This window comes from Agriterribacter sp., assembly GCF_035444585.1.
GTDB lineage: Bacteria > Bacteroidota > Bacteroidia > Chitinophagales > Chitinophagaceae > Agriterribacter.
The window spans coordinates 1-23,245 of record NZ_DAOMOZ010000024.1 but is presented as its reverse complement, the minus strand read 5'-3'; the positions used below and the strand labels follow the sequence as shown (position 1 = coordinate 23,245).

The following is a 23,245-nucleotide window of genomic DNA, read 5'->3' as shown; positions in this document are numbered from 1 at the left end:
ACGACAAAGATGTAAAAACAAACAGGTACCGATGAAACCGGTTTTCGTTATTTCCAGCAATATTGTATCACCCTTAGCCTCAACAGCAAATGAAAATTTTGATCTGTTGAAAAAAGGTATTTCAGGAATACAACTGCACCACACCGCAATTGCCCCCGAACCTTTTTATGCGTCTTTGTTCAGTGAAGATGCGGGATTTACAGCACCCGATAGCAGTCCGGACGCCTACACTAAATTTGAGCAACTGCTTATCGCTTCCATGCAGGACGCTTTATCGCTTTCGGGTGTGGATGTTACCAGCTCCCGAACTGCCCTGGTCATTTCTTCCACCAAAGGCAATATCAGTCTTATTGAATCACAGCCCATAACCGAATCTGTAAAAAAGCGCGTTGCTTTGCACAGTTCGGCAAAAGCAATAGCCGGTTATTTCGGGTTTCAATCTCATCCTGTGGTTGTATCGCACGCCTGCATTTCGGGTTTGGTGGCCCTTATCACGGGTATGCGCTTATTACAATCCGGCCGTTACGATCATGCGGTAATAGCCGGGGCCGATATCATTACCCGGTTTGTATTATCCGGTTTCCGGTCTTTTCACGCTGTAAGCGATATGCCCTGCAGGCCCTTCGATGCCAATCGGAATGGCATAACATTGGGCGAGGCCGCAGCCACGATTATTCTTTCGGTAGAAAAACCCGGTGGTAAAGAAAGCATACGGCTTGCGGGTGGCGCCGCCAGCAACGATGCCAATCATATTTCAGGGCCTTCCCGTACAGGAGAAGAATTGCACCAGGCTATTGAAGCCGCTGTTCGGGAAGCGGGTATTGACAAGAATACAATTGATTTTATTTCGGCGCACGGAACGGCTACCGTGTACAATGATGAAATGGAATCGAAAGCCATAAACCTTTCAGGATTGCAGCAGGTTCCGGTCAACAGTTTGAAGGGATATTACGGGCATACTTTGGGTGCGGCCGGTTTAATAGAAACCGTAGCCTGCGTTCATTCACTGAAAGAAAATATAATTTTGCCCACCCCGGGATTTGAAGTGCGGGGTACAACACAGCCCTTAGCGGTAAGCAGCGCATTGCAGGAAGGCGTATACAGCAATTGCCTGAAAACCGCATCGGGATTTGGAGGTTGTAATGCAGCTATAGTGTTGCGAAAAGCAGTTTGATTTTTAACCATAAACCATAACCCAGCACATTTTATTACATGAAATTTTTTAAAAAGGACAGCAAAACAGCTCTGGAGGCGAAAGGGATGGCCCAATTCATTGCATTTGGACCTGTGGTATTCCAGGTAGCCAGAGTAATGAGGGATACAGGCATTTTAAGTGTTATTGAAGAAAGCGCATCCACCGGAATGACCATTGAAGAAATTAAAAACCGTGTACAATTGCCTCACTACGGAGTTAGGGTGCTGCTGGAATCGTCATTGGGGATAGGATTGGTTGTGGAAAACGATGGTAAATATACGTTGACCCGCACAGGTTATTTTATTTTGCATGACCCGCTTACAAAAGTAAACATGGATTTTGTGCATGATGTGTGTTACAAAGGATTGTTTGACCTGGATAAGAGCATTGAAACCGGCAAGCCCGAAGGACTTAAAGAATTTGGGAATTGGCCTACCATTTATGAAGGGCTTTCGCAATTGTCCGCGCATGTGCAGAAAAGCTGGTTCGCTTTTGATCACTTCTTTTCCGATACCGCTTTCCCGGCAGTAATAAAGCATGTGTATAAAAACGGCATTAAAAACATATTGGATATAGGTGGAAACACCGGTAAATGGGCAATTGCCTCCGCAAAGCATGCGCCGGATATTACCATTATGGATTTGCCCGGACAGCTGAATATGGCCAGAAAAAAAATAGAGGAACTGGGGCTTGCGGACCGGGTATCTTTTCATGCTGCCAATATTTTAGATGAAAATCAGCCTTTCCCGAAAGGATTTGACGCGATATGGATGAGCCAGTTTTTAGATTGCTTTTCTGAAACGGAAATCATTTCTATCTTAAAGCGCTGCGCCACGGCAATAGATGATGATGGCTGTGTGCTGATACTTGAAGCATTCTGGGACACGCAGCGGTTTGAAACTGCGGCTTTTTGCCTCCAGCAAACCTCCATCTATTTCACCGCTTTGGCCAATGGCAACAGCCAGATGTACGACTCAGGGGTTTTTAAGCAATGCATATACGATGCGGGCTTTGAAATTGTGGAACAAACCGATGGTATAGGGTTAAGCCATAGCCTGTTGAAATGCAGGAAGAAGAGGTGAATTTGAAAACATTGCGGTCAGTACGCGACAAAGGAGCGTCAGACCGCAACTGAACGTGAAGCACCAAAAGGCAAATCACAAAAGACAAATAAATTATAAATCCGAATATTTAAATTCCGAAATCCGGAGATGTGGTCGGTACGCGACAAAGGAGCGTCAGACCACATCTGAACATAAAGCACCAAAAAGCAGATCATAAGAAACAAATAAATTATAAATCCAGATATTTAATTTCGAAATCCGGAGGATGCTTTCAATCCGGAGAAAACACTGGCACTGAAAGCCCATAGCCGATTGCTGAAAGCTGATCGCATTTGCATTTTAATTTTGTATTTTATTGGTTCTTGTGATTTGATTTTTGGTTCTTATTTAATAAATATATATGCAAACAGAAAAAACAGATGTGCTGGTAATTGGTGCCGGTCCTGCGGGAACGGTTGCTGCTTCCATTGTTCACCAGTCCGGATATAAAGTACGCATTGTTGAGAAAATGAAATTCCCCCGCTTTGTAATTGGCGAAAGCCTTTTGCCCAGGTGTATGGAAGCCCTGGAAGAAGCAAAATTTTTAGATGCAGTGGCCGAAAGAGGCTTCCAGGAGAAGAACGGCGCCAAGTTTGTAAAGAATGGTAAAATATGCGACTATCAGTTTGCAGATCAGTTTACTCAGGGGTGGAAAAGAACCTGGCAGGTACAGCGTGCCGACTTTGATCATACACTGGCAAAAACGGTTGAAAAAATGGGCGTTCCGGTTCAGTATGAAGCAACGGTAACCCACATTGCCTTTAATGATGATGGGAGATCCGTCACCACTATCGAAGATGCCGATGGCAATAAGAAATATATAGAAGCGCGTTTTATTATAGATGGCAGCGGTTACGGACGGGTCATCCCCCGCATGTTCAATATGGAAAAACCCTCCAATCTTCCGGCGCGTAAAGCATTGTTTGCACACACGGTGGATACCAAACGTGCCATGTCGGATGAGCCCAACCGCATCACTATTGTAGTGCATCAAAAAGCGGTATGGATATGGATCATTCCTTTTGCCAATGGCATCACCTCTTTGGGCTTTGTAGGATTCCCGGAATTCTTTGAGGGATTTGAAGGTTCACCGGAGGAAAAATTCAGGGCAATGATCGCCACAGAGCCATATTTGAGCGATCGGTTTAAAGATGTAGAGCTGGTGTTTGAGCCGCGAACATTGCAGTCGTGGTCATCCACCACCGACAGGTTCTACGGTAACGGGTTTGTGCTGACGGGAAATGTGACCGAGTTTTTAGATCCTGTATTTTCTTCCGGCGTTACGCTGGCTACTGTTTCCAGCCAGTTGGCTGCAAAACTGGTGATCCGTAAGCTCAAAGGAGAAGAGGTAGACTGGAACAAAGAATACATGGATATTATGATGCAGGGCGTAAATACTTTCCGCTCTTATGTAATGGCGTGGTATGAAGGTACGCTGGACACCATTTTCTTTGCCGACAACCAGGACCCGCTTATAAAAAGCCAGATATGTTCTGTTTTAGCGGGATATGTGTGGGATACTGCCAACCCCTATGTAAAGGATCACACTACTGCCCTGCACAAGCTGGCGCGGATCATAACCATGAGGGATAGTTTGAAGGAAGGGTGAGGGGAGGTGAAAGGTGAGAGGTGAAGAGTGAATGGTGAGTAGTCAATAGTGAGTAGTGAGTAGATAGCCAATGGCTCATAGCTCATAGCTGATAGCTGAGAACTGATAGTGACGGCTGACAGCTTATAGCTCTAAAAAATATTCATATTTTGTCGGATATCCAAACATACATTACTGCTCATTGTTGCATTGCCTCAAAAAAGGTATACAGGAACGGCATGCTGCTTTTAAACGATGAAACAGGCAGCGATACAGCCCATTTCCTGCTTTCGGCATATAAATATTTTAATGTGGATTATCCCAAATTTTATAAAATGGATAATCTGTGTAAACTCGGTTTTTTAGCAGCGGAATTGCTGCTGAAAGAAAGGCGGGTTGCAGAAGAATACAGTCCTGAAACAGTTGGTATCGTATTGAGCAATGCCAATTCCAGTTTGGATGCCGACATTAATTATTTCCAAACCGTTAAAAACATACCCAGTCCTGCCCAATTTGTATATACTTTGCCTAATATTGTGATTGGCGAGATCAGCATCAGGCATCGTTGTAAGGGAGAAAATGCTTTTTTTGTGAGCGACAGGTTCGATCCTGATTTTATGCAGTTTTATGTGCAGGATTTATTGGATCGCAGGCGGATCAATGCATGTATAAGCGGATGGGTAGAATGTTTGGGAGAAGAATATAAGGCTGTAGTATATCTGGTGGAAAATCGTCCCGGAAAAGAGGCTTTACCATTTAATAGTGATCATATTCATCAAATTTACGAAATAGCTAATGGAGAAATTAATGGCTGATCTGAAGCAACAGATCATAACGCAACTGAACCTGAAAGATTTGAAACCCGAAGATATCGGCGACGACCAGCCGCTTTTTGTGGAAGGGCTGGGGCTGGATTCTATTGATGCCCTCGAATTGATCGTGTTGCTGCAGCAGGAGTATAAGATAAAGCTTGCCAATGCGGAGGAAGGTCAGAATGTATTCCGTTCTGTTAGAACCATGGCACAATACATTACAGAACATCAGCCTAAAACAGTATAGTAGCGGTATACCTGATTGATTCAAAATCTAAAATCCAAGATTTCAAATCTCAAATTTCAAATCTGAAATAATGGGTAGCCCCGTTTTTATTGCAGGCGCTGGTGTGATTTCGGCTATAGGCAATAATATAGCCGAAAACCTGGCTGCACTTGAAAATGGAGTAGCCGGAATGAGTGAAATGCAGTATCTCCGGTCGGCACATCGTCATAAGCTTCCCGTAGCTGAGGTGAAAATGAGCAACGCTGAACTGGCAGAATTGGCCGGCATGCCTGCACATATCACCCGTACAGCGCTGCTTTCGGCGATAGCTGCCAAAGAAGCGTTGCATCATGCGGCTATCGAAAATTTTGATGAGCTGCGCACGGGATTTATTTCTGCCAATACCGTGGGTGGTATGGACAAAACGGAAAATTTTTTCCCGGGCTTTTTAAACGATCCGCATAAAGGCAGGTTACGCAATATTATTCATCACGAATGTGGCGCGGTCACCGAGCTGGTGGCCGACCGGCTGGGCATAAAAAATTATATATCTACCATCAGCACTGCCTGCTCGTCATCTGCCAACGCTATATTTTTTGGTGCAAGGCTCATCAGGCAAAACATGCTGGACGTAGTGATCACCGGCGGAACCGATGCGTTGACCAGATTTACGCTCAACGGATTTAATACTTTAATGATCGTGGACCAACAACACTGCCAGCCTTTTGATGAAAACAGGAGGGGATTGAACCTTGGAGAGGGCGCCGGATACGTAGTGCTTGTTTCAGAAAAGGTTGCCGGCTCCTTAAAAAATACCCCTGTTTGTGTATTAAGCGGGTATTGCAATGCCAATGACGCTTATCATCAAACGGCATCCTCACCCAACGGCACAGGTTCATACCTGGCCATGAAAGGTGCTTTGCAGCAAAGCGGACTGCAGTCCGAACAGATTGATTATATCAACCTGCATGGCACGGGAACACAAAACAATGATATAGCCGAAGGCACGGCAATTAAGCTGTTGTTTGAGGGACATTACCCGCCCATGAGCTCTACCAAATCTTTTACGGGCCATACATTAGGCGCCAGCGGCGGAATTGAAGCCGTTTTTTCTACGCTGGCTATCCGGCATGGGCTGATCTATCCCAACCTGCGTTTGGAAACACCCATGAAAGCATTGCCTTTTATCCCGGAAACGCATTTTAAAAAAGGAGCAGCCATCCGTCATGTGCTTTCCAATTCTTTTGGTTTTGGCGGTAATTGCTCATCACTTATATTCTCAAAAGCATAATGTTCATACAGGCTGCGGCAGGCATATCACCCCAACCTTCTTTCGGTGCTTTATTAACTGAACCTGCTGTGTATGCGGGGAACAGGCTGAATTGCGTAGAACCCGATTACGGGCAGCTCATTGACCCTAAAATGATCAGGCGAATGAGCCGGATCATAAAAATGGGGGTTGCTGCTGCAATGGATTGCTTAAAAACATCTGCAACGGAAATGCCCGGCGCCATCATTACCGGAACGGCCTATGGTTGCCTGGCAGATACGGAAGTATTTCTTTCAAAGATGATAGAGAACAGGGAAGAACTGCTTACCCCTACTGCTTTTATACAATCAACCCACAATACCGTTGGAGCGCAAATTGCATTGTTGCTCAAATGTCACAATTATAACAACACGTTTGTGCACAGGGGATTTTCCTTTGAAAGCGCACTGTTGGACGCTGTCACTTTATTGCAGGAGCAGCATATGTCAACTGTTTTGGCCGGCGCTGCAGATGAGCTTACCGACACCAGCTTCCGGCTGCTGAGCCGGTTTGGGCTGTATAAAAAAGACATTTCTTCCAGTAAGGCGTTATACGACGGTGCTGCAAAAGGAACGATCGCAGGTGAAGGAGCGGCCTTTTTTTTACTGGCAGCAGATCCTTCCGGGAACGACTATGCGCAGTTCAACGGGTTATATACTTTTTATAAGCCCCGTGATGTTGAAGAGATCAAAAAAAATATTCAATCCTTTTTATCGTTCCATGCTATTGGTATGCATGATGTTGATCTGGTAATAACAGGTCAAAACGGCAATGTACACGAGGATGCAGTGTATGAACAACTCGCGCAAACGATCTTCAAAGGCAAATCCACTGCCCGGTTCAAGCATTTGTGCGGCGAATATCCTACGGCGGCTTCCTTTGCATTGTGGCTGGCCGCCAATATCATAAAAACAGGAGAGATACCTTCCTGTACTTTAGCCATGAGTAATGATAAACGCCCCCGGCGGATATTGATATACAACCACTACCAAAATACCTATCACACTTTATACCTGCTGTCGGCATGCTGAACTTTAATACCATTAATATTGTTTTTATTGCTTTGCTGATCGGGATGATCGGCTATCATTTCTTTTACAATATTCCTGTATTTGCTTTTATTATACTGCTGCTGGCTTACTTGTCTTTCCTTTTTTATGGCAGCTATAATGTAAGGTCTAATTTTTACCTGAGAACGATTTCTGCAGCTCATACAACATTCAGGCAAATCGCCATCAGTTTTGATGATGGTCCGGCCCCTTTGTATACACCGCAGATCTTACAGATATTAAAAGAGCACCAGGTTAAAGCAGCTTTTTTTTGTATTGGTAAGCGGATTAATGAAAATGAGGCCTTATTAAAGCAGGTATATGATGAAGGGCATCTTATAGGCAATCACAGTTACTCGCATGACCTGTGGTTTGATCTTTTTTCGGCCCAAAAAATGAACCGGGACCTGCAGATGATGAATGAAGCTATGTATAAGGTTACAGGCGTTAAACCCTGCTTGTTCCGGCCACCATACGGCGTTACCAATCCCAATCTTAAAAAAGCCATCGAAAAAAATAAATTTATTCCGATAGGGTGGAGTGTCCGGTCAATGGATACGGCAGCAAAGGATGCAAAAAAATTACTGGCAAAAGTTACCGGATCGTTAAAACCGGGAGCCGTTGTATTGTTTCATGATACCAGCAAAGCTACCGTAGATATGCTTTCTGCGTTTTTGCAGGAGGTAAAGCGAAACGGCTATGAAATTGTACGGTTAGACAAATTGCTTAATTTGGAGCCCTATGCATAAGTTTGTTTTAACCGGAATGCTGTGGATAACCGCAATAGCTGCAGAAGCGCAATACCCCGGGTATGCTTTGCTGCAAAATGCTTCTTCTTTTCAGGCGCAGTTTGCCGCCGCATCGCAAAAAACAAATACCGTCAAAAGCGATTTTGTGCAGGAAAAAACCCTGAGCCTGCTGGCGGAAAAAATTGTATCGAAAGGAAAGTTCTGGTTCAAAAAGGAAAATGCCGTACGCATGGAGTACACACAGCCTTTTCAATACCTGATGATCATTAACGGAAGCAATGTATACATTAAGGATAACCAGAAAGAAAATAAAATATCTACCAAATCCAATAAGCTGTTCCGGCAGATCAATACAATAATGATAGATTGTGTAAATGGAAAAGCCCTGCAAAGCAGTGATTTTAAAGTGAGGATATTTGAGGGTAAAACTACTTTTATGGCGGAGCTCTCGCCGGTTAATAAAAATCTGAAGACTTTATTCAGTAACATCAATATGGTTATTGAAAAAAAGGATTACGCTGTATCCCGTATTGAAATGCATGAGCCATCGGGCGACGGCACCTCCATTCATTTTGTTAACCGCCAGTTTAATATACCGCTTGCCGATGCGTTGTTTGCTGTACGTTAGTTGCTGGCTGATCTGCGCCGCCTGTTCATCTTCCTATAAAAAACTGCAACGTACGGAAGCCGATCCGCTTTGTATCAGTGCCTTCAGGCCGGCTTTCAGCCGGGCTTTATACCATGCGCAGGTGAACGTAACCGGTAAGCACCTGAGCGGACTGCTCATCATTAAAGCCATGCCCGACAGCAGTATAAGGATGGTTTTCTCCAGCGAAGCCGGTTTCAAATTCTTCGACTTTGAATTTGATAGGACAGGCTTTAAGGTGCATTATATCTACAGCCAGATGAACAAAAAGGCTGTGATCAAAACCCTTCGTAAAGACTTTGAGCTGCTGTTGATGCAACACCTCAATGTGCCACGATCCTATACGCTGAAAAGTGATGGTAATTACTACCACGTGTTCCCCGACGGCAGGGATTACTATTATTATATTACCGACAGCACCTGCACGAACCTGTTGCGCATGGAAAGGGGAAGCCGGAAAAAAAGAGTAGTGGAAGCCATCATGCATCCGGGCAATGATGGTATGCCCGATACCATTGGTATAAAGCACCACAATTTTAATTTTGATATAGGCTTAAAACGTTTACGGGATGATACTGAAAGATGATTTTTATACCGTTGCTTCGTTAACGGCAGATAATGGAATGGTTGAGGCATCGCTGCAACTGAATCCTGCACACCCCGTATTTGAAGGACATTTTCCGGGGCAGCCTGTAGTGCCGGGCGTGTGTATGATGCAAATGATAAAGGAAATACTGGAAACCGTTACCGAGGAAAATCTGATGTTAAAGCAGTCTGATCATATAAAATTCCTTTCCGTCATCAATCCGGTGGAAGCTAAGCCGGTTCAGGCATCTGTTCAGTTCAGTGAAAAGGAAAATGATGAACTGCATGTAGTTGCTTCCCTGAGATGTGAAGAAAGGATATGTTTTAAATTAAAGGGCGTTTTTGCTATAACAGGCTAAAGCATACAGATCAGCCGGAATGTCCCAGGTCTTTGGCAGGGTTTACCATATCTCTCACCAACTGTTTCAATTCCTTTATTTCCGGAAAACGGCCTTCGCTTTTTCTGTCGAAGATCGTTTTGTTATTGACGCTGATGGTGTAACGGCCGGCAGTATCCGATGGTTGAAGCATGATGCCTTTCACATCTCCGGTAAAAGTGGTGAGCAATTCCTGCGCCATATAGGCTGCGCGTAACATCCAGCCGCACTGCGGACAGTATTCGATGATAATTACATCTTTCATTGAGCCTGGTATTGTACTGTAAAAATATAAAAAGATAGAAGCGCATATTAATTCTTTCTCCGTTTTCCGCGCTTTGGGGGCTCCGCCAATATTTCATCTACCGTTTTTAATTTTTCATCATCGGCTTTCTTTTTTATATAGATAGTGTGGTACAGGATCTGCGAAGGGTTTTGCCTGGCTTTAACAGTGATATCTACCTTTTCAACTGTGGATTCAAAAGGGATCCACAAACTGTTCCCATAAAATTTCCCGTAAGAAGAGGTAAAAATGAGCTGGGTGCTGTCCATCGGGCGGAAACTACCATTGGAGAGCTTTCCAATCACATTGATGTAATTGTATGTTCCTTTTTTCAGGCTGTCTGTATACAGGTTAAAATATATGCTGTCTGTTTTCTGTGCAAACAGTGCGGTGACCAATAGCAGTAAAACCGGTGTAAGTAATGTTTTTTTCAAATGGTATCCAGTTTATATACTGGTATGACGTATTAACTGCCACAAAAGTACAATTGCAGGCAGTATTTTACGGAATCTTTGCTTTTATGTAACAAATGAACGGCGCCTCTTGCTGGTCAATGCAGGGATCCTTCCTGCGTTGAGGTGGATGCGAAGCATCTGTGCTGTTCGAAGCGAATACAGATCCTTCTCCCGGTTTGGGGCGGGATCAGAATGACAGGCTGCGGTATAAGGTGTTGGGCTTTTGTTGTACTGCCCGGCAGGAAACCCGTTTCCTGTCACCCTGACGAAGGAAGGGTCTGTACTGGTATTGCCATTAATTATTTTTATCTTAGTGCACTATGACCCCACCTGTATTATGGCAGCCTTCCGAACAATTTAAGCTCAGTTCCAATCTTGCAAAATATATGCAGTGGTTAAGCGATAACCTGCAACTGGAATTTAAAACGTATGATGCTTTATGGGAATGGTCTGTTGAGCATCCCGCAGATTTCTGGAAGAGCATTTCGGATTATTTTAAGGTCATCCATCATTCACCCTACAGCAGTATAAAGAGCAATGATCCCATGCCCCGGACAAAATGGTTTGAAGGAAGCACGTTGAATTACGCGGAGCATATTTTCCGTAATGCAACAAATAAGCGCCCGGCCATCCTGTTTCAATCTGAATACCAACCGCTCACCGCCATCAGTTGGGAAATGTTGAAGCAGAAGGTAGCAGCATTGCAAAATTTTTTTATACAGCAGGGCATACGGTCCGGCGACAGGATCGCCGGCTATCTGCCCAATATCCCCGAAGCTACCATATCGCTGCTGGCTGCAATGAGCATTGGCGCTATATGGAGCAGTTGCTCGCCCGATTTTGGTTCTGCAAGCGTAATGGAACGTTTTCGGCAAATTGAACCCCGGATTTTGATCGCTGCTGATGGATATATGTATAATGGAAAATTTTTTAACCGCACGGAGGCTGTGAAAACCATTAAAGCGGCGCTTCCTTCGGTTGAAAAACTGATCCGCATACCCTTTGGCGGTAATGCCGTTGCAGGAGGAGATATGGTCGGATCTGTATTATGGGATGAAGTAATGCAAACTCCCTATACAGCTTTGCAATTTACAGCAGTTCCCTTTGATCATCCCATATGGATATTGTATTCGTCCGGCACCACCGGCATACCCAAAGCAATTACGCACGGCCATGGCGGTGTGCTGCTTGAACATTTTAAATACCTCGCCTTTCACAATGATGTTCAGCCGGGAGAGAATTTTTTCTGGTTCACCACCACCGGCTGGATGATGTGGAATTATTTGCATGCTGCGCTGCTTTTGGGTGCTACCATAGTATTGTACGACGGAAGCCCCGGTTATCCCGATATCGGCACATTGTGGCGCATGGCGGCAAAAATACCTGTGCATCATTTTGGAACCAGCGCTCCGTTCATTATGGCCTGTAAAAAAGAAGGTATCCTTCCGGGTGAATGTGGCGATCTTTCTGTGCTGCGTTCTGTGAGTTCTACCGGCTCACCGCTTCCGCAGGAAGGATTTGATTATGTGTATGAAAAGATAAAGAAAGATCTGTGGCTGTGCAGCATGAGCGGCGGAACGGATGTTTGCACAGCATTTGTAGGTGGCTGCCCCTTGTTGCCGGTATATGAAGGAGAAATTCAATGCCGGGCGTTGGGTTGCGAGATGTATGCTTTGGATGAAAATGGTAAACGTGTAACGGATGAGGTAGGCGAAATGGTGATCGCCGGTCCTATGCCTTCCATGCCGGTATTTTTTTGGAATGACAGGCAGTTTGAAAAATACCTTTCCAGCTATTTTGATACCTACCCCGGTATATGGCGGCCTGGCGACTGGGTGAAAATTACGGCACGCAGGGGCATTGTTATTCTCGGAAGATCGGATGCCACGTTGAACAGGCAGGGCGTACGCATCGGTACAGCGGAAATATACAGGGCGGTAGATACCGTGCCGGAAGTAAAAGACAGTCTTATTGTTAACATTGAATTGCCCGGTGGCGGTGATTATATGCCCCTGTTTGTGGTGATGAAGGACGGTTACCCTTTAACAGCGGAGATAAAAGCGTCCATAAAAAAAACATTACGCGCCGCTTATTCTCCCCGGCATGTGCCCGATGAGATCATTGCGGTTAATGATATTCCCTATACGATAAGCGGGAAGAAAATGGAGATGCCTGTTAAAAAGATATTAATGGGCAAGCCGTTAGAGCAATCGGTAAACACCGGTGCTGTTAAGAACCCCGGATCGCTGGAGTTCTTTAAAACGTTAGCCACTTTGATTTATCCCTAATTCTGATTATCTTCATTCCCCAACCTCCGCTGAACCACCCCTTGCACCCACTGGCCAACTCCTGCTGTTGAAATGGCCGAAATGTTGAGGAAGCATTTCCTATCCCTGGAGCCGGAAATTACTGCCGTACCTCATTGATTGTATCAGAATAAACTGATCATCATAAATCATTAAATCACCATGCGGCAATCAAAACCATTGTTGCTGTTTTTAATAATCCTGTTGAATGTGGGAATATTTAATCTTAAGGCATTTGCCCGCAAATTGTTTTTAGGGGAGGTACAGGTCGCGGCCGACACAACAATCACAGCTTCAGGCCTTCAGGCAGTTGGCTTTGACACATCCATATTCTCCCGGCTTGATGAACGGATAGCGGCTGGGAACTATGGGTTACTTCACAGCCTGCTGGTTGTATACAACAACAAACTGGTAGTGGAAAAATATTACAACAAATGGGAAGAAAAGAGAATACACGATATTCAATCGGCTACCAAAAGTATAGCATCTGCCCTGATTGGTATTGCGATAGATAAAAAATTTATCCGCTCCGTCAATGAAAAATTGCCTGCTCTTCTTCCCGGTTATGATTTTAGAAAGGAAGACAGCCTTAAAAAATCTATCCGTTTAAAAGATCTGCTGACCATGTCGCCCGGGTTTGCCTGGGATGAAACGACCAGCTACAAAGAAAAAGGCAACAGCCTCACCGACATGTATGCAAGCAATATAAATTGGCTTGATTATATCCTCACCCAAAACATGACGGACAAACCCGGAATGCGGTTCAACTACAATAGTGGCGCCTCCATCCTCCTGGGCGCCATCCTTAAGGCTAAAACAGGGATGACCGTTGAAAAGTTTGCCGAAAAATTCCTTTTTGAATCATTGGGTATCGGAAAATATCATTGGTCCGAATATTTTGGAATGGCCCATTGCGGCGGCGGCTTGTACCTCAGTTCCAGGGACATGGCTAAAATCGGCAACCTGTTTTTAAACAAAGGTCGGTTCAATGGCAATCCTATTATCAGCTCCCGCTGGGTGCGCGATTCTTTCGTGCCCCGGTTCGGTGTAAGCAATAAAATCTATTACGGATACCAGTGGTGGATGATCGGTTCCGTTTTTGACTTTGAACCAATTGTTTACGCCGCGGGTAATGGCTGGCAGTTCATCATTGTGATCAAAGAATTTAATACGGTAATAATAACAACCGGCAATAACTATGTAGAGCAGGATCCCAAAACAACCCTTAGCCAGCACGAATTGATTTACTCTGTTTTAGCCTGCAACCCTGCTTTTCGGGCAAAAATAAACCGGATATTTAATGATGATAAGCAGGTTGAGACCAGAAATTTTTACGAAATACTGCTGATGGCACAGGCATTGAACAGCCAGGGCGAATATGCGAGAGCAGTAAAATATTTAAAGCCGGTTGAGGTTAAGTACAAAAATGATCTGCGGTTTTGCTACCTGGTAGGTGAAGCCTACCATTACACGGGAAATAATGAAAAGGCGGGGATATATCTTGAAAATTGTGTTCGGCTTTGTAATGAAAAAAAATTTCCCGAAGCAGGATACTTGCGCATGGCAAATGATCTCCTTGCCCTATAAACTATAAAACCGATTCGTTTTATAAAATCAGCTCGAAATGAAAGGTGAGCAATTCATTTTTCCCGCCTCTTATGCCCAGCAAAGATTGTGGATACTGGAGGAGATGATGCCAGGAAATGCCTTTTATAATCTGTCGGCTCCCATGCGGCTCGGATTTCAGGTAAACAGCCTGGTGCTGAAGAAAAGCCTTAATGAGATCGTTCGCCGGCATGAAACGCTCAGAACAACATTTACTGCTATTGACGGACAGCCTAAGCAGGTAATAGCAGCATCGCTCGACCTGGACCTGTTTTACCACGATCTCTCCGGCCTTGCCGGCAGCGAAAGAGAGACTGCAGCACAACAACTCATAAATACTGACGCCAGAAAGCCTTTTGATCTTGCAGAAGGACCCTTGCTTAGAACAACACTTATAAAATGCGGCACGGAGGATTTTATTTTTCTGCTTTCTATGCATCATATCATCTCTGATGGATGGTCGAGATTCATTTTCTTCCGCGAGCTTACTACCCTGTATGAACTTTTTTCGCAGGGAAAGCCTTCCACGCTACCGGAATTGCCGGTACAATATGCCGATTTTGCTGTTTGGCAGCGCGATTATCTGAAAGGTGAAGTATTGAACATGCATATTGATTACTGGAAAAAGCGGTTGAAAGGTATGCAGGCGCTTAATCTTCCGCTTGATAAATCCCGCCCTGCACTTCAATCATTTGCAGGCAACTACCAACTGCTTGAATTATCTCCGGATCTGTCGGAATCTATCCGGAAACTGGGCCTGAGGGAGAATATTACCCTGTTTATGATATTGCTTGCCGGCTTCGTTGGGTTGTTGTATAAATATACACAGCAGGACGATGTAGTGGTGGGCATACCCGTTGCCAACCGAAATCAAACCGAGATTGAAAACCTGATCGGATTTTTCGTGAACTCAATACTTATACGTACAGATATGTCGGGAATGCCTTCATTTATTGACTTGCTCCGGCGTGTGAAAGCGATAACGCTTGAAGCATACGAGCACGAAGACCTTCCCTTTGAAATGCTGGTGGAAGCAATGCAACCGGAGCGCGACCTCAGTAGAAATCCCCTGTTTCAGGTGTCATTTCAATTTCTTCAGTTTCCTAAGATACCAGGGGCAGCTTCAGCCGGTGAATCGCCTTTTCTGGGGGTAGATAAAGGAACATCTATATTTGACCTTCGGGTTAGTTTTGCGGAATACAATGGACTGCTCGGTGGGGAAATTGAATACAGTACCCAGCTTTTTGAAAAAGATACCATTGACAGAATGTGCAGGCATTTTACCGAACTTATGACAAAAGCGGTTGAAAATCCCGCAAAGCCACTTGAAGAAATAGAAATACTTCAGAGTGATGAAAAGCATCAATTGCTGAAATTGTGGAATAATACCGGCAAAGATTTTGGTTCACCCGCTCTGCTGCACCATTTATTTGAAGAGCAGGCAAAGCTTACCCCCGACCGGGTGGCCGTTGTTTTTAAAAATACTCAGCTATTGTATGAAGAGCTTAACAACCAATCTAATCAACTTGCTCATTACCTGCTCGCTCATGGGGTTCTTCCGGGATCTTTTGTAGGTGTTTGTGTTGAAAGATCTGATAAATTGATCGTTTCATTCCTGGCCATACTCAAGGCCGGAGCCGCTTATATTCCAATGGACCCATCCTATCCAGCAGGCAGGTTGCAGATGGTGATTGATGACGCGGGGATGGAAGCGATGATCAGCCAGCATTCGATGTACGATAATCTGTTCAGTTACGGAGGTTCAGTTATTTTCCTTGACGAGGAATGGGAAAAGATCATGAAGGAAGAACAAAACAATCCGAATGTTGACCCGGATGAATTGTCAATAGCTTATGTGATCTACACCTCGGGATCCACGGGCAGGCCTAAAGGTGTAATGATCCCGCATGCAGCTATCTGTAATCACATGCTTTGGATGAAAGAGCAATTTCCTCTTGATTTGACCGATATGGTAATGCAGCGCACGGCCTACAGCTTTGACGCTTCTGTTTGGGAATTCTACGCACCTTTAATTGCCGGCTCACGGCTATTTATTGCTGAAGACGAAGAAAGCCGCGATCCGGATTACCTGGTTGAAAAAATCATTCAATATTCGATCACCGTTTTGCAGGTAGTACCCTCAATGCTCAGGCTTTTACTGGAGCATCCGGATATTGATCAATGCGTATCTCTGAAAAGAGTATACTGCGGCGGTAGCGTTTTGTTGCCAAAATCAGTTCAGGCATTCTATCGTTTGCTACCTGCGCAATTGTATAATTTGTATGGTCCAACGGAAGCCACAATTGACGTCTCCTGCTGGCATTGCAGGATAGAGAAAGATCATGAACGGGTTTCCATCGGAAAGCCAATATCCAATATTAGGTTCTATGTACTGGATAAAGAAATGAACCCGGTGCCCATTGGGATTCCGGGTGAGCTTTGGATTGGCGGTTCCGGACTGGCGAGAGGCTATTTGGGCAATCGCTTACTGACAGCAGCGAAATTTCAACCCGATCCCTTTAGCGGAAAGCCGGGAGAACGAATGTACCGAACAGGCGATAAGGTACGATACCGGACAGATGGAAACCTTGAGTATCTGGAAAGAATTGACCAACAAATAAAGTTAAGAGGTTTCAGGATTGAACCGGGTGATATTGAATCAGCCCTCAGATCACATGGTGAGGTAAACGATGCCCTGGTTTTGCTTCATCAGCTGCAAAATGATGAGCAGTTGCTCATAGCCTATATTATTCCGGAGCATATTGATTTAACCGGTGCAACCGCATATAGTACTCTCCTCTCATCTGTGAATGATCACCTCCGTCAAAAATTGCCGGAGTACATGGTGCCGGCCTTAATAATGCCAATTCCTTCAATTCCTTTAAAACCCAATGGAAAAATTGACCTAAGTATGCTTCCCGGCATACCTCAAAACCATACCGGACTTTCACACAGCTATGCGCCCCCTGAAACGAATCATGAAATGGTTTTGACCGGGATTTGGGCCAATCTGTTTAAACTTGAAAGGGTTGGTATACATGATCATTTCTTTAGATTGCTGGGCGGCAATTCTTTACTGGCAACACAAATGACCTCCAGGGTTCGGGAACATTTCAGGATAAGTATTCCTTTACAGGGGATTTTTAAGGCGCCAACCATTCACCTGTTTGGAAAACTGATTGAAGAACATATAAATAAGAAAACTGTTTTGGCCTGAAGATGTGGACGATCAGTCAAAAACCATAAAACATATATTCCAATGGCTCAGCAACTTGAATTTTTTCTGTTAGAAAGCACAGACTATGATGAATTTTGCCAGGCCGTGCAGCAGCGGTTGAATGACGGATGGCTGCTGCATGGAAACCTGTTTGCTTTTCCGGATTATGTAACCGGAAACAAAGTAGATTCAGTCAGGTATCTTCAGGCTTTTCTGAAAGATATTACACAACGGCAGAAACCGGGATTTGTTACCAGCCGCTAATATTGCAAAACCAAAATTCATGCAGGATTATAACAACCGGCTGAGATTGTTTATGTTGCCATTTGCAGGCGGCAATGTTTATTCGTACCGTGTGTTGGAGAATGAATTGGCCCCAAAACTGGAAACGCATCCGCTTGAGCTTCCCGGAAGGGGGCGAAGGTTCACTGAAGCATTGATTACTGATATTGCAACTGCAGTTGACGACCTTTTCAATCATATCAGGGGATACCTCGGAAACCCCTATGCTTTTTTCGGACACAGCATGGGGTCAGTACTTGCCTGTCTTTTAACTACTAAAATCAAACAGGAAGGATATCCATTGCCTGTTCACCTCTTTTGTTCGGGACGAAGCGGGCTTTGGAATGCGCATCCGGAACCATGGTATCTGCTTCCGCCGGATGCATTCTGGAAAAAAATAAATGACCTGGGTGGGTTGCCCTTATCAAACGATTTGAACGATGAGATCCGCACTATATTTGAACCAATACTGCGTGCAGATTTTAGACTGGTTCAAATACCGGAGAAGGATGAGTTTGAAAAGCGTTACCCGGTGGATGTGCCGATGACTGTTTTTTTGGGTAAGGATGACCGTATCACTACAGAACCCAGTTCCTGGCATCGGCATACCCGATATGCTCCCCGGGTAGTTTATTTTGAGGGGAACCACTTTTATTTTCTTGATCAGTACATGATGTTGGCCGAGTATATTAAAAATATTTTGTTTGACCATGTATACCCGTGAAACAGAACGGAAAGATACCGCAGTGCAGGTGGTTTACTGCAGGTTACCCACAGAAACCGAGTGGCGTGAACGGGAACGGTTTGCATTTACTATGAATGAATGGCTGCAGCCCATGCGTGAATACCGCCGGTGGCAGGATAGGTGCAGGTTTTGGATCGGGCGAAAGTTGCTGGCTTACCTGCTAACGCCAACGTACGCTCACTTTAATTTGAACAATATCCGGTACACAAATTATGGTCGTCCCTATATTGAGCATTGTTGCGATTTCAATATTTCTCATTCAGGAGATTTTGTTATAGCGTCAGTTACAAAAAATGGAAGGATTGGCATAGATATTGAGCAAATTAAAGATGTATGTATTGACGATTTTATTGAAATCCTATCCCCGGATCAGCTGAATGTTATTAAAAAAGATGAAGAACCAACCAGTATGTTTTACCGCATATGGACTATGCAGGAAAGTGTTGTAAAGTTGCTGGGATCGGGGATCAGCGTACCCTTGCAAAACATTTTATCCGACTTTACTACCGCCCGGATATATAATAGAACATATTATTTGAAAGAATTGGATATAGATAAGAAATATAGTTTGTATCTTGCTACAGATCGCATTGTTTCATCGCTTTCACTAAAAGAATTAAAGTTTAAACAGGTTACCACATTGCCGGTAATATTATAGTAGGTTTATATACCTGTTCCCACCCGAAACCGCCTTCAAATACCTGTACCTTACGGAATTGCCCTCATGGTCTAATATCCAGCCACACAAATGATTTTCGTTACTTCCCGTTCCTTATGCAATCATAATACGCCGGGTTAAACTCTGTTGAGTCCGGCCAACTTACTTAATTAGGAAGAATAAACGCTTGTTGTATGGTTGAAGTAAGTACTCATATACCTGACCACACATTGGCGGATACTGCTCCATTGTCTTTTGCACAGCAACGGATGTGGTTCCTGCACCAGCTTAAGCCAGACAGCTCTTTGTATAATGTGTTTCATACTATTCATTTTTTAAGCCCGGTTAATATTCAGGTATTAAAACAGTCCCTGGAAAAGATCATTTCCCGGCATGAAATATTGCGTACAGGGTTTATTGTTATGAACAGTCAGCCACTGCAGAAGGTCCGTCAGTCAACAGACATTTTCTTAAAAGAGATCAACCTTTCATCATACGCCGATCCGAAAAATGAATTAAAGATTATCGCTGCTGCAGAAGCATTAAAGCCCTTTGACCTGGCCAATGATCAATTGATCCGTACCACACTCGTGCATGTTCAGCCTCATGAATCTTACCTGCTCGTGTGCATGCATCATATTATTACCGATGCCTGGTCAATGGGAATATTTAACAGGGAACTGAAGCTGTTTTACGAAGCGGCACTGAATGGAATATCTCCTTCCCCGGCTCCGGTAAAAATGCAATACCGCGATTATGCCGCGTGGGAAAACTGCTGGCTAAATACAGACGAACAGAAGTTGCAGCTTGCCTTCTGGGAAAATGAATTGGCAAACCTTCCGGTTCTTCAACTCCCCGTTTCAGGGCAGTCTTCCGGCAATCATCTGTTCCACGGGCAAAGCAGGCATTTTAACATCCCGTTCCCGGTTTTTTCCAGGTTGAAGAAATGGAGCGCATCGGAAGAACAAACGATGTTCATTACCATGCTGGCTGCTTTTAATGTACTGTTGTTCAGGTACTCCGGGCAAAGTGATATAGTGGTGGGTTGCCCTGTATCGGGCCGCAACAAAATTGAATGGGAAGATATGCTTGGCTTCTTTGTGAATACGGTAGCATTGCGGTCTCGATTTTCGGGTGATGAATCCTTCCTGACGGTTTCGCGCAGAATAAAACAGGTAGCTTTTAATGCGTTCGAACACCAGGATATTCCATTTGAAATGATAGTGGAATCCCTGAATCCCTCCAGGGATGCTTCAAAAAATCCTTTATTCCAGGTGGTATTCCAGCTGCAATCAACTGATGAGGAAACCACTGCGGGCCAGCCGGAGGAAACGGATTTACCCAATGTGCATGTTACCACTTCAAAATTCGACCTGATGCTTTCCATAACGCAATCGGCACATGGGCTTGCGGGATATTTCGAATACAATTCGGACCGGTTCCCGGGCCGGGCTATTAATGATCTGATCAGGCATTTCCTTCAACTGCTTACACAAATTGCCGGTGAGCCGCAAACATTGGTTGCAGAATTATCACTACTCGATACCAAAGAGAAAGCGTTGGTGAAACAAACAGGCAGCGGATCGGCAACGGCTTGGCCGGAAGATATTTTCATTCATGACCTTATTGCAGAAAGAGCCCTTATGAACCCGGGAAAAACTGCGGTTTTTTCGGAAGTACATTCCCTCACCTACGGTCAGCTGGAAGTTCAGTCAAATCAACTGGCCAATTTGCTGATCACTAAGTGCTCCGGTCCTGAACCTGTAGTAGCGGTATGCATGAACCGATCGGTGCAGATGATCGTTTGCCACCTGGCCATATTAAAAGCGGGGGGAGCATTTGTGCCATTAGATGCAGGATACCCGGAAGAACGGCTTTTGTTTATGCTCAATGACTTACAACCTGATCTGGTAATCACTGAATCGGGATGTATGAGCAAGCTTCCACCGGAGGGGTACCCTGTTTTTGTCACCGATCAAAACTGGCATCTTTTGGAAAACCATCCGGATATTGCTCCTACAGTTTCAATTGGCCCCGGTCAACGCGCCTATATCATGTTTACCTCCGGCTCAACGGGCAAACCAAAAGGTGTTGAACTTATCCATCGCGGATTTACAAACCTTACCAGATGGAACATCGAAGCCTATGCCATTCATGAAAATGACCGCTGTCTTCAAATGGCCACCCCCGCCTACGACGCATATATTTTTGAACTGTTTCCCTGCCTTGCAACCGGCGCAACTGCATACCTGGTAGATGATATTACAAGAACTTCTGCGGCATTGCTCAGAAAAGAGATCATAGAAAAAAAGATCAGTATAACCTTCCTGTCAACGGCTATCGGGCAGCAGGTAATGGCAGAACCCTGGCCTCCGGGAACATCTTTGCGCATACTGGCAGTGGGGGGTGAAAAGCTGGTAAAGCTGCCAATCGTGGCGCCACCGTTTCAGCTCCTGAATTTTTATGGACCAACTGAAAACTCCGTTATGACAACCAGCCATCCTGTTGTAATTGACAATAAAGGAAGTTGCCCGCCCATTGGCAAACCGATCAGCAACGTGCAACTATATGTGCTGGATGCTTTTCTGGATTTGGTTCCTGTGGGTTTAACCGGCGAATTGTACCTGGGCGGGAAAGGGGTAGCTCGCGGATATTTTCATCGGCCGGCGCTAACAGCCGAAAAATTTGTACCCGATCCATTTGGTGAAGAGCCGGGTAGCAGACTTTACCGGACAGGAGATCTGGTTAGATTTCTCGCCGATGGCAATCTTGAATTTATTGGAAGAGTAGACCACCAGGTGAAGCTCAGGGGATTCAGGATTGAACTGGAAGAAATTGAAAAACTCCTGCATCAGCATCCTGCTGTTAAAGAGGCTGTGGTGGTTATGCGGGAAAATGAAAAAGGCGACCAGACAGTGACTGCCTATGCTGCAGGGGTTTCGGGAATGTATATTACCGTGAAAGCCCTGAAGGATTGGCTTAAGCAAAAACTTCCGGACTTCATGATACCTTCTGCTATTGTTATTTTGGACGATTTGGCTAAATCTTTCAATGGGAAGATTGACCGGAAAGCTTTGCCGGAACCAGATTTCTGCACGGGTTCTTTTGAAGCCGTTTCTGAGGAAGCTCAAACGGAAACAGAAATGATTATTACCGATATCTGGAAGCAATATCTCCCTTTTGAAAAGGTAAGTGTTGATGCTAATTTTTTCGATATGGGAGGGCATTCGCTTATGATGGCGCAGGTACATTATCGTTTAAAAGAAACTTTGCAAACGGATGTTCCCCTCATTACCCTATTTCAGTATCCAACCATCCGGTCGCTTGCAAAACATCTTGAAAGGATGCCGGCCACAACTTCATCATCGAAAATTGACGACCGCGCCGCTAAACAAAGGCAGGCTTTTTTTCAGCAAAAACGAAACCGTAAACCAGTGTAATCCATAATTTATATATCAATGACCACTCATTCCAAAAGAAGCACAGACATAGCCGTTATCGGTATGAGTTGCAGGTTTCCAATGGCAGGCAATCCGGATGAATTCTGGCAGCTTCTCCGGGATGGAATTGATTGTATAACCGAATTTTCTGAAGCGCAATTCAAGGCGTCAGGCATTGATCCTTCTGTACTTAAGCATCCTTCGTTAGTTAAAAAGGGAATGGTGCTGGAAGACTATGATAAAATGGATGCTTCGTTTTTTGGTCTTAGTCCGCGTGATGCAGAAGTAATGGACCCTCAGCATAGAATATTCCTTGAAGCTGCCTGGGAAGCTTTAGAAAATGCGGGTTATGATGCTGAAATGTATAACGACGGGCTGATTGGAGTGTATGGAGGCGTTGACGGCAGCAGTTACCTGGTAAACATTTACCTCAATCCCGAAGTACTGCAATCTGTTGGCATGTTCACTGTTGCCTTACACAACGACAAGGACAGTTTAACTACACGCGTTGCCTATAAACTTAACCTTAAAGGCCCTGCAGTTACCGTACAAAGCGCTGATTCTACTTCATTGGTAGCCATTATACAGGCCTGTGGGAGCCTTTTGAACTACCAG

The 23,245-nt window shown here is 44.6% G+C and carries 21 protein-coding genes; 19 read left to right on the top strand and 2 right to left on the bottom strand.

The features are described from left to right. The first annotated feature begins 31 nt into the window (after positions 1–31). The 11 genes from PLH26_RS04430 (at position 32) to PLH26_RS04380 (ending at position 9,621) form a co-directional block, all read left to right on the top strand. Entirely contained in the window at positions 32–1,174 is a 1,143-nt protein-coding gene (locus PLH26_RS04430; protein WP_324584783.1) for a beta-ketoacyl-[acyl-carrier-protein] synthase family protein, read from the top strand. Between the two features lie 38 nt (positions 1,175–1,212). After that, entirely contained in the window at positions 1,213–2,277 is a 1,065-nt protein-coding gene (locus PLH26_RS04425) for a class I SAM-dependent methyltransferase (protein WP_324584782.1), read from the top strand. A 382-nt stretch (positions 2,278–2,659) separates the two neighbouring features. Beyond that, the gene (locus PLH26_RS04420) at positions 2,660–3,907 is read left to right on the top strand and encodes an NAD(P)/FAD-dependent oxidoreductase (RefSeq protein ID WP_324584781.1); all 1,248 of its coding nucleotides are present in this window, start codon (positions 2,660–2,662) and stop codon (positions 3,905–3,907) included. Positions 3,908–4,056: 149 nt separating this feature from the next. After that, the gene (locus tag PLH26_RS04415) at positions 4,057–4,701 is read left to right on the top strand and encodes a hypothetical protein (protein ID WP_324584780.1); all 645 of its coding nucleotides are present in this window, start codon (positions 4,057–4,059) and stop codon (positions 4,699–4,701) included. Beyond that, positions 4,682–4,945: a phosphopantetheine-binding protein gene (locus tag PLH26_RS04410; RefSeq protein ID WP_324584779.1), complete on the top strand. Its 264-nt coding sequence runs from the start codon at positions 4,682–4,684 to the stop codon at positions 4,943–4,945. The genes PLH26_RS04415 and PLH26_RS04410 overlap by 20 nt, the downstream gene beginning before the upstream one ends. Positions 4,946–5,015: 70 nt before the next feature. Continuing rightward, positions 5,016–6,215 carry a beta-ketoacyl-[acyl-carrier-protein] synthase family protein gene (locus PLH26_RS04405; RefSeq protein WP_324584778.1) on the top strand — a complete coding sequence of 400 codons (1,200 nt, stop codon included), beginning with the start codon at positions 5,016–5,018 and terminating at the stop codon, positions 6,213–6,215. Further along, positions 6,215–7,264, top strand: coding sequence for a beta-ketoacyl synthase chain length factor (locus PLH26_RS04400; protein ID WP_324584777.1), 1,050 nt, complete (start codon positions 6,215–6,217; stop codon positions 7,262–7,264). Before PLH26_RS04405 ends, PLH26_RS04400 begins: the two co-directional genes overlap by 1 nt. Beyond that, entirely contained in the window at positions 7,258–8,031 is a 774-nt protein-coding gene (locus PLH26_RS04395; RefSeq protein WP_324584776.1) for a polysaccharide deacetylase family protein, read from the top strand. The genes PLH26_RS04400 and PLH26_RS04395 overlap by 7 nt, the downstream gene beginning before the upstream one ends. Continuing rightward, entirely contained in the window at positions 8,024–8,659 is a 636-nt protein-coding gene (lolA2, locus tag PLH26_RS04390; RefSeq protein WP_324584775.1) for a flexirubin biosynthesis/transport protein LolA2, read from the top strand. The genes PLH26_RS04395 and lolA2 overlap by 8 nt, the downstream gene beginning before the upstream one ends. Next, entirely contained in the window at positions 8,637–9,263 is a 627-nt protein-coding gene (lolB2, locus tag PLH26_RS04385; protein WP_324584774.1) for a flexirubin biosynthesis protein LolB2, read from the top strand. Before lolA2 ends, lolB2 begins: the two co-directional genes overlap by 23 nt. Then, entirely contained in the window at positions 9,247–9,621 is a 375-nt protein-coding gene (locus PLH26_RS04380) for an ApeI family dehydratase (protein ID WP_324584773.1), read from the top strand. The genes lolB2 and PLH26_RS04380 overlap by 17 nt, the downstream gene beginning before the upstream one ends. Positions 9,622–9,631: 10 nt before the next feature. Here PLH26_RS04380 and PLH26_RS04375 read toward each other — a convergent pair whose 3' ends face one another. Together PLH26_RS04375 and PLH26_RS04370 are read right to left on the bottom strand one after the other, a co-directional pair. Then, a complete protein-coding gene (locus PLH26_RS04375; RefSeq protein WP_324584772.1) occupies positions 9,632–9,904 on the bottom strand; it encodes an Rdx family protein in 273 nt (90 codons plus the stop codon). Between the two features lie 47 nt (positions 9,905–9,951). After that, positions 9,952–10,356 carry a hypothetical protein gene (locus PLH26_RS04370; RefSeq protein WP_324584771.1) on the bottom strand — a complete coding sequence of 135 codons (405 nt, stop codon included), beginning with the start codon at positions 10,354–10,356 and terminating at the stop codon, positions 9,952–9,954. Between the two features lie 341 nt (positions 10,357–10,697). Here PLH26_RS04370 and PLH26_RS04365 point away from each other — a divergent pair, with 341 nt between their 5' ends. The 8 genes from PLH26_RS04365 to PLH26_RS04330 form a co-directional block, all read left to right on the top strand. Then, entirely contained in the window at positions 10,698–12,665 is a 1,968-nt protein-coding gene (locus tag PLH26_RS04365) for an acetoacetate--CoA ligase (protein ID WP_324584770.1), read from the top strand. 180 nt (positions 12,666–12,845) lie between these two features. After that, positions 12,846–14,270, top strand: a complete 1,425-nt coding sequence (locus PLH26_RS04360; RefSeq protein WP_324584769.1) for a serine hydrolase — start codon at positions 12,846–12,848, stop codon at positions 14,268–14,270. 37 nt (positions 14,271–14,307) lie between these two features. Then, positions 14,308–17,505: a non-ribosomal peptide synthetase gene (locus PLH26_RS04355; protein ID WP_324584768.1), complete on the top strand. Its 3,198-nt coding sequence runs from the start codon at positions 14,308–14,310 to the stop codon at positions 17,503–17,505. A gap of 42 nt (positions 17,506–17,547) precedes the next feature. Then, the gene (locus PLH26_RS04350) at positions 17,548–17,769 is read left to right on the top strand and encodes a DUF1737 domain-containing protein (RefSeq protein WP_324584767.1); all 222 of its coding nucleotides are present in this window, start codon (positions 17,548–17,550) and stop codon (positions 17,767–17,769) included. A gap of 19 nt (positions 17,770–17,788) precedes the next feature. Further along, a complete protein-coding gene (locus PLH26_RS04345) occupies positions 17,789–18,511 on the top strand; it encodes a thioesterase II family protein (protein ID WP_324584766.1) in 723 nt (240 codons plus the stop codon). After that, positions 18,498–19,190, top strand: coding sequence for a 4'-phosphopantetheinyl transferase family protein (locus PLH26_RS04340; protein ID WP_324584765.1), 693 nt, complete (start codon positions 18,498–18,500; stop codon positions 19,188–19,190). Before PLH26_RS04345 ends, PLH26_RS04340 begins: the two co-directional genes overlap by 14 nt. Before the next feature lie 194 nt (positions 19,191–19,384). Then, positions 19,385–22,630 (top strand): non-ribosomal peptide synthetase, encoded by a 3,246-nt coding sequence (locus PLH26_RS04335; protein WP_324584764.1) that lies wholly within the window; start codon positions 19,385–19,387, stop codon positions 22,628–22,630. Between the two features lie 18 nt (positions 22,631–22,648). Continuing rightward, positions 22,649–23,245 (top strand): beta-ketoacyl synthase N-terminal-like domain-containing protein (locus tag PLH26_RS04330; RefSeq protein WP_324584763.1); only part of this gene is annotated, 597 nt, incomplete at its 3' end.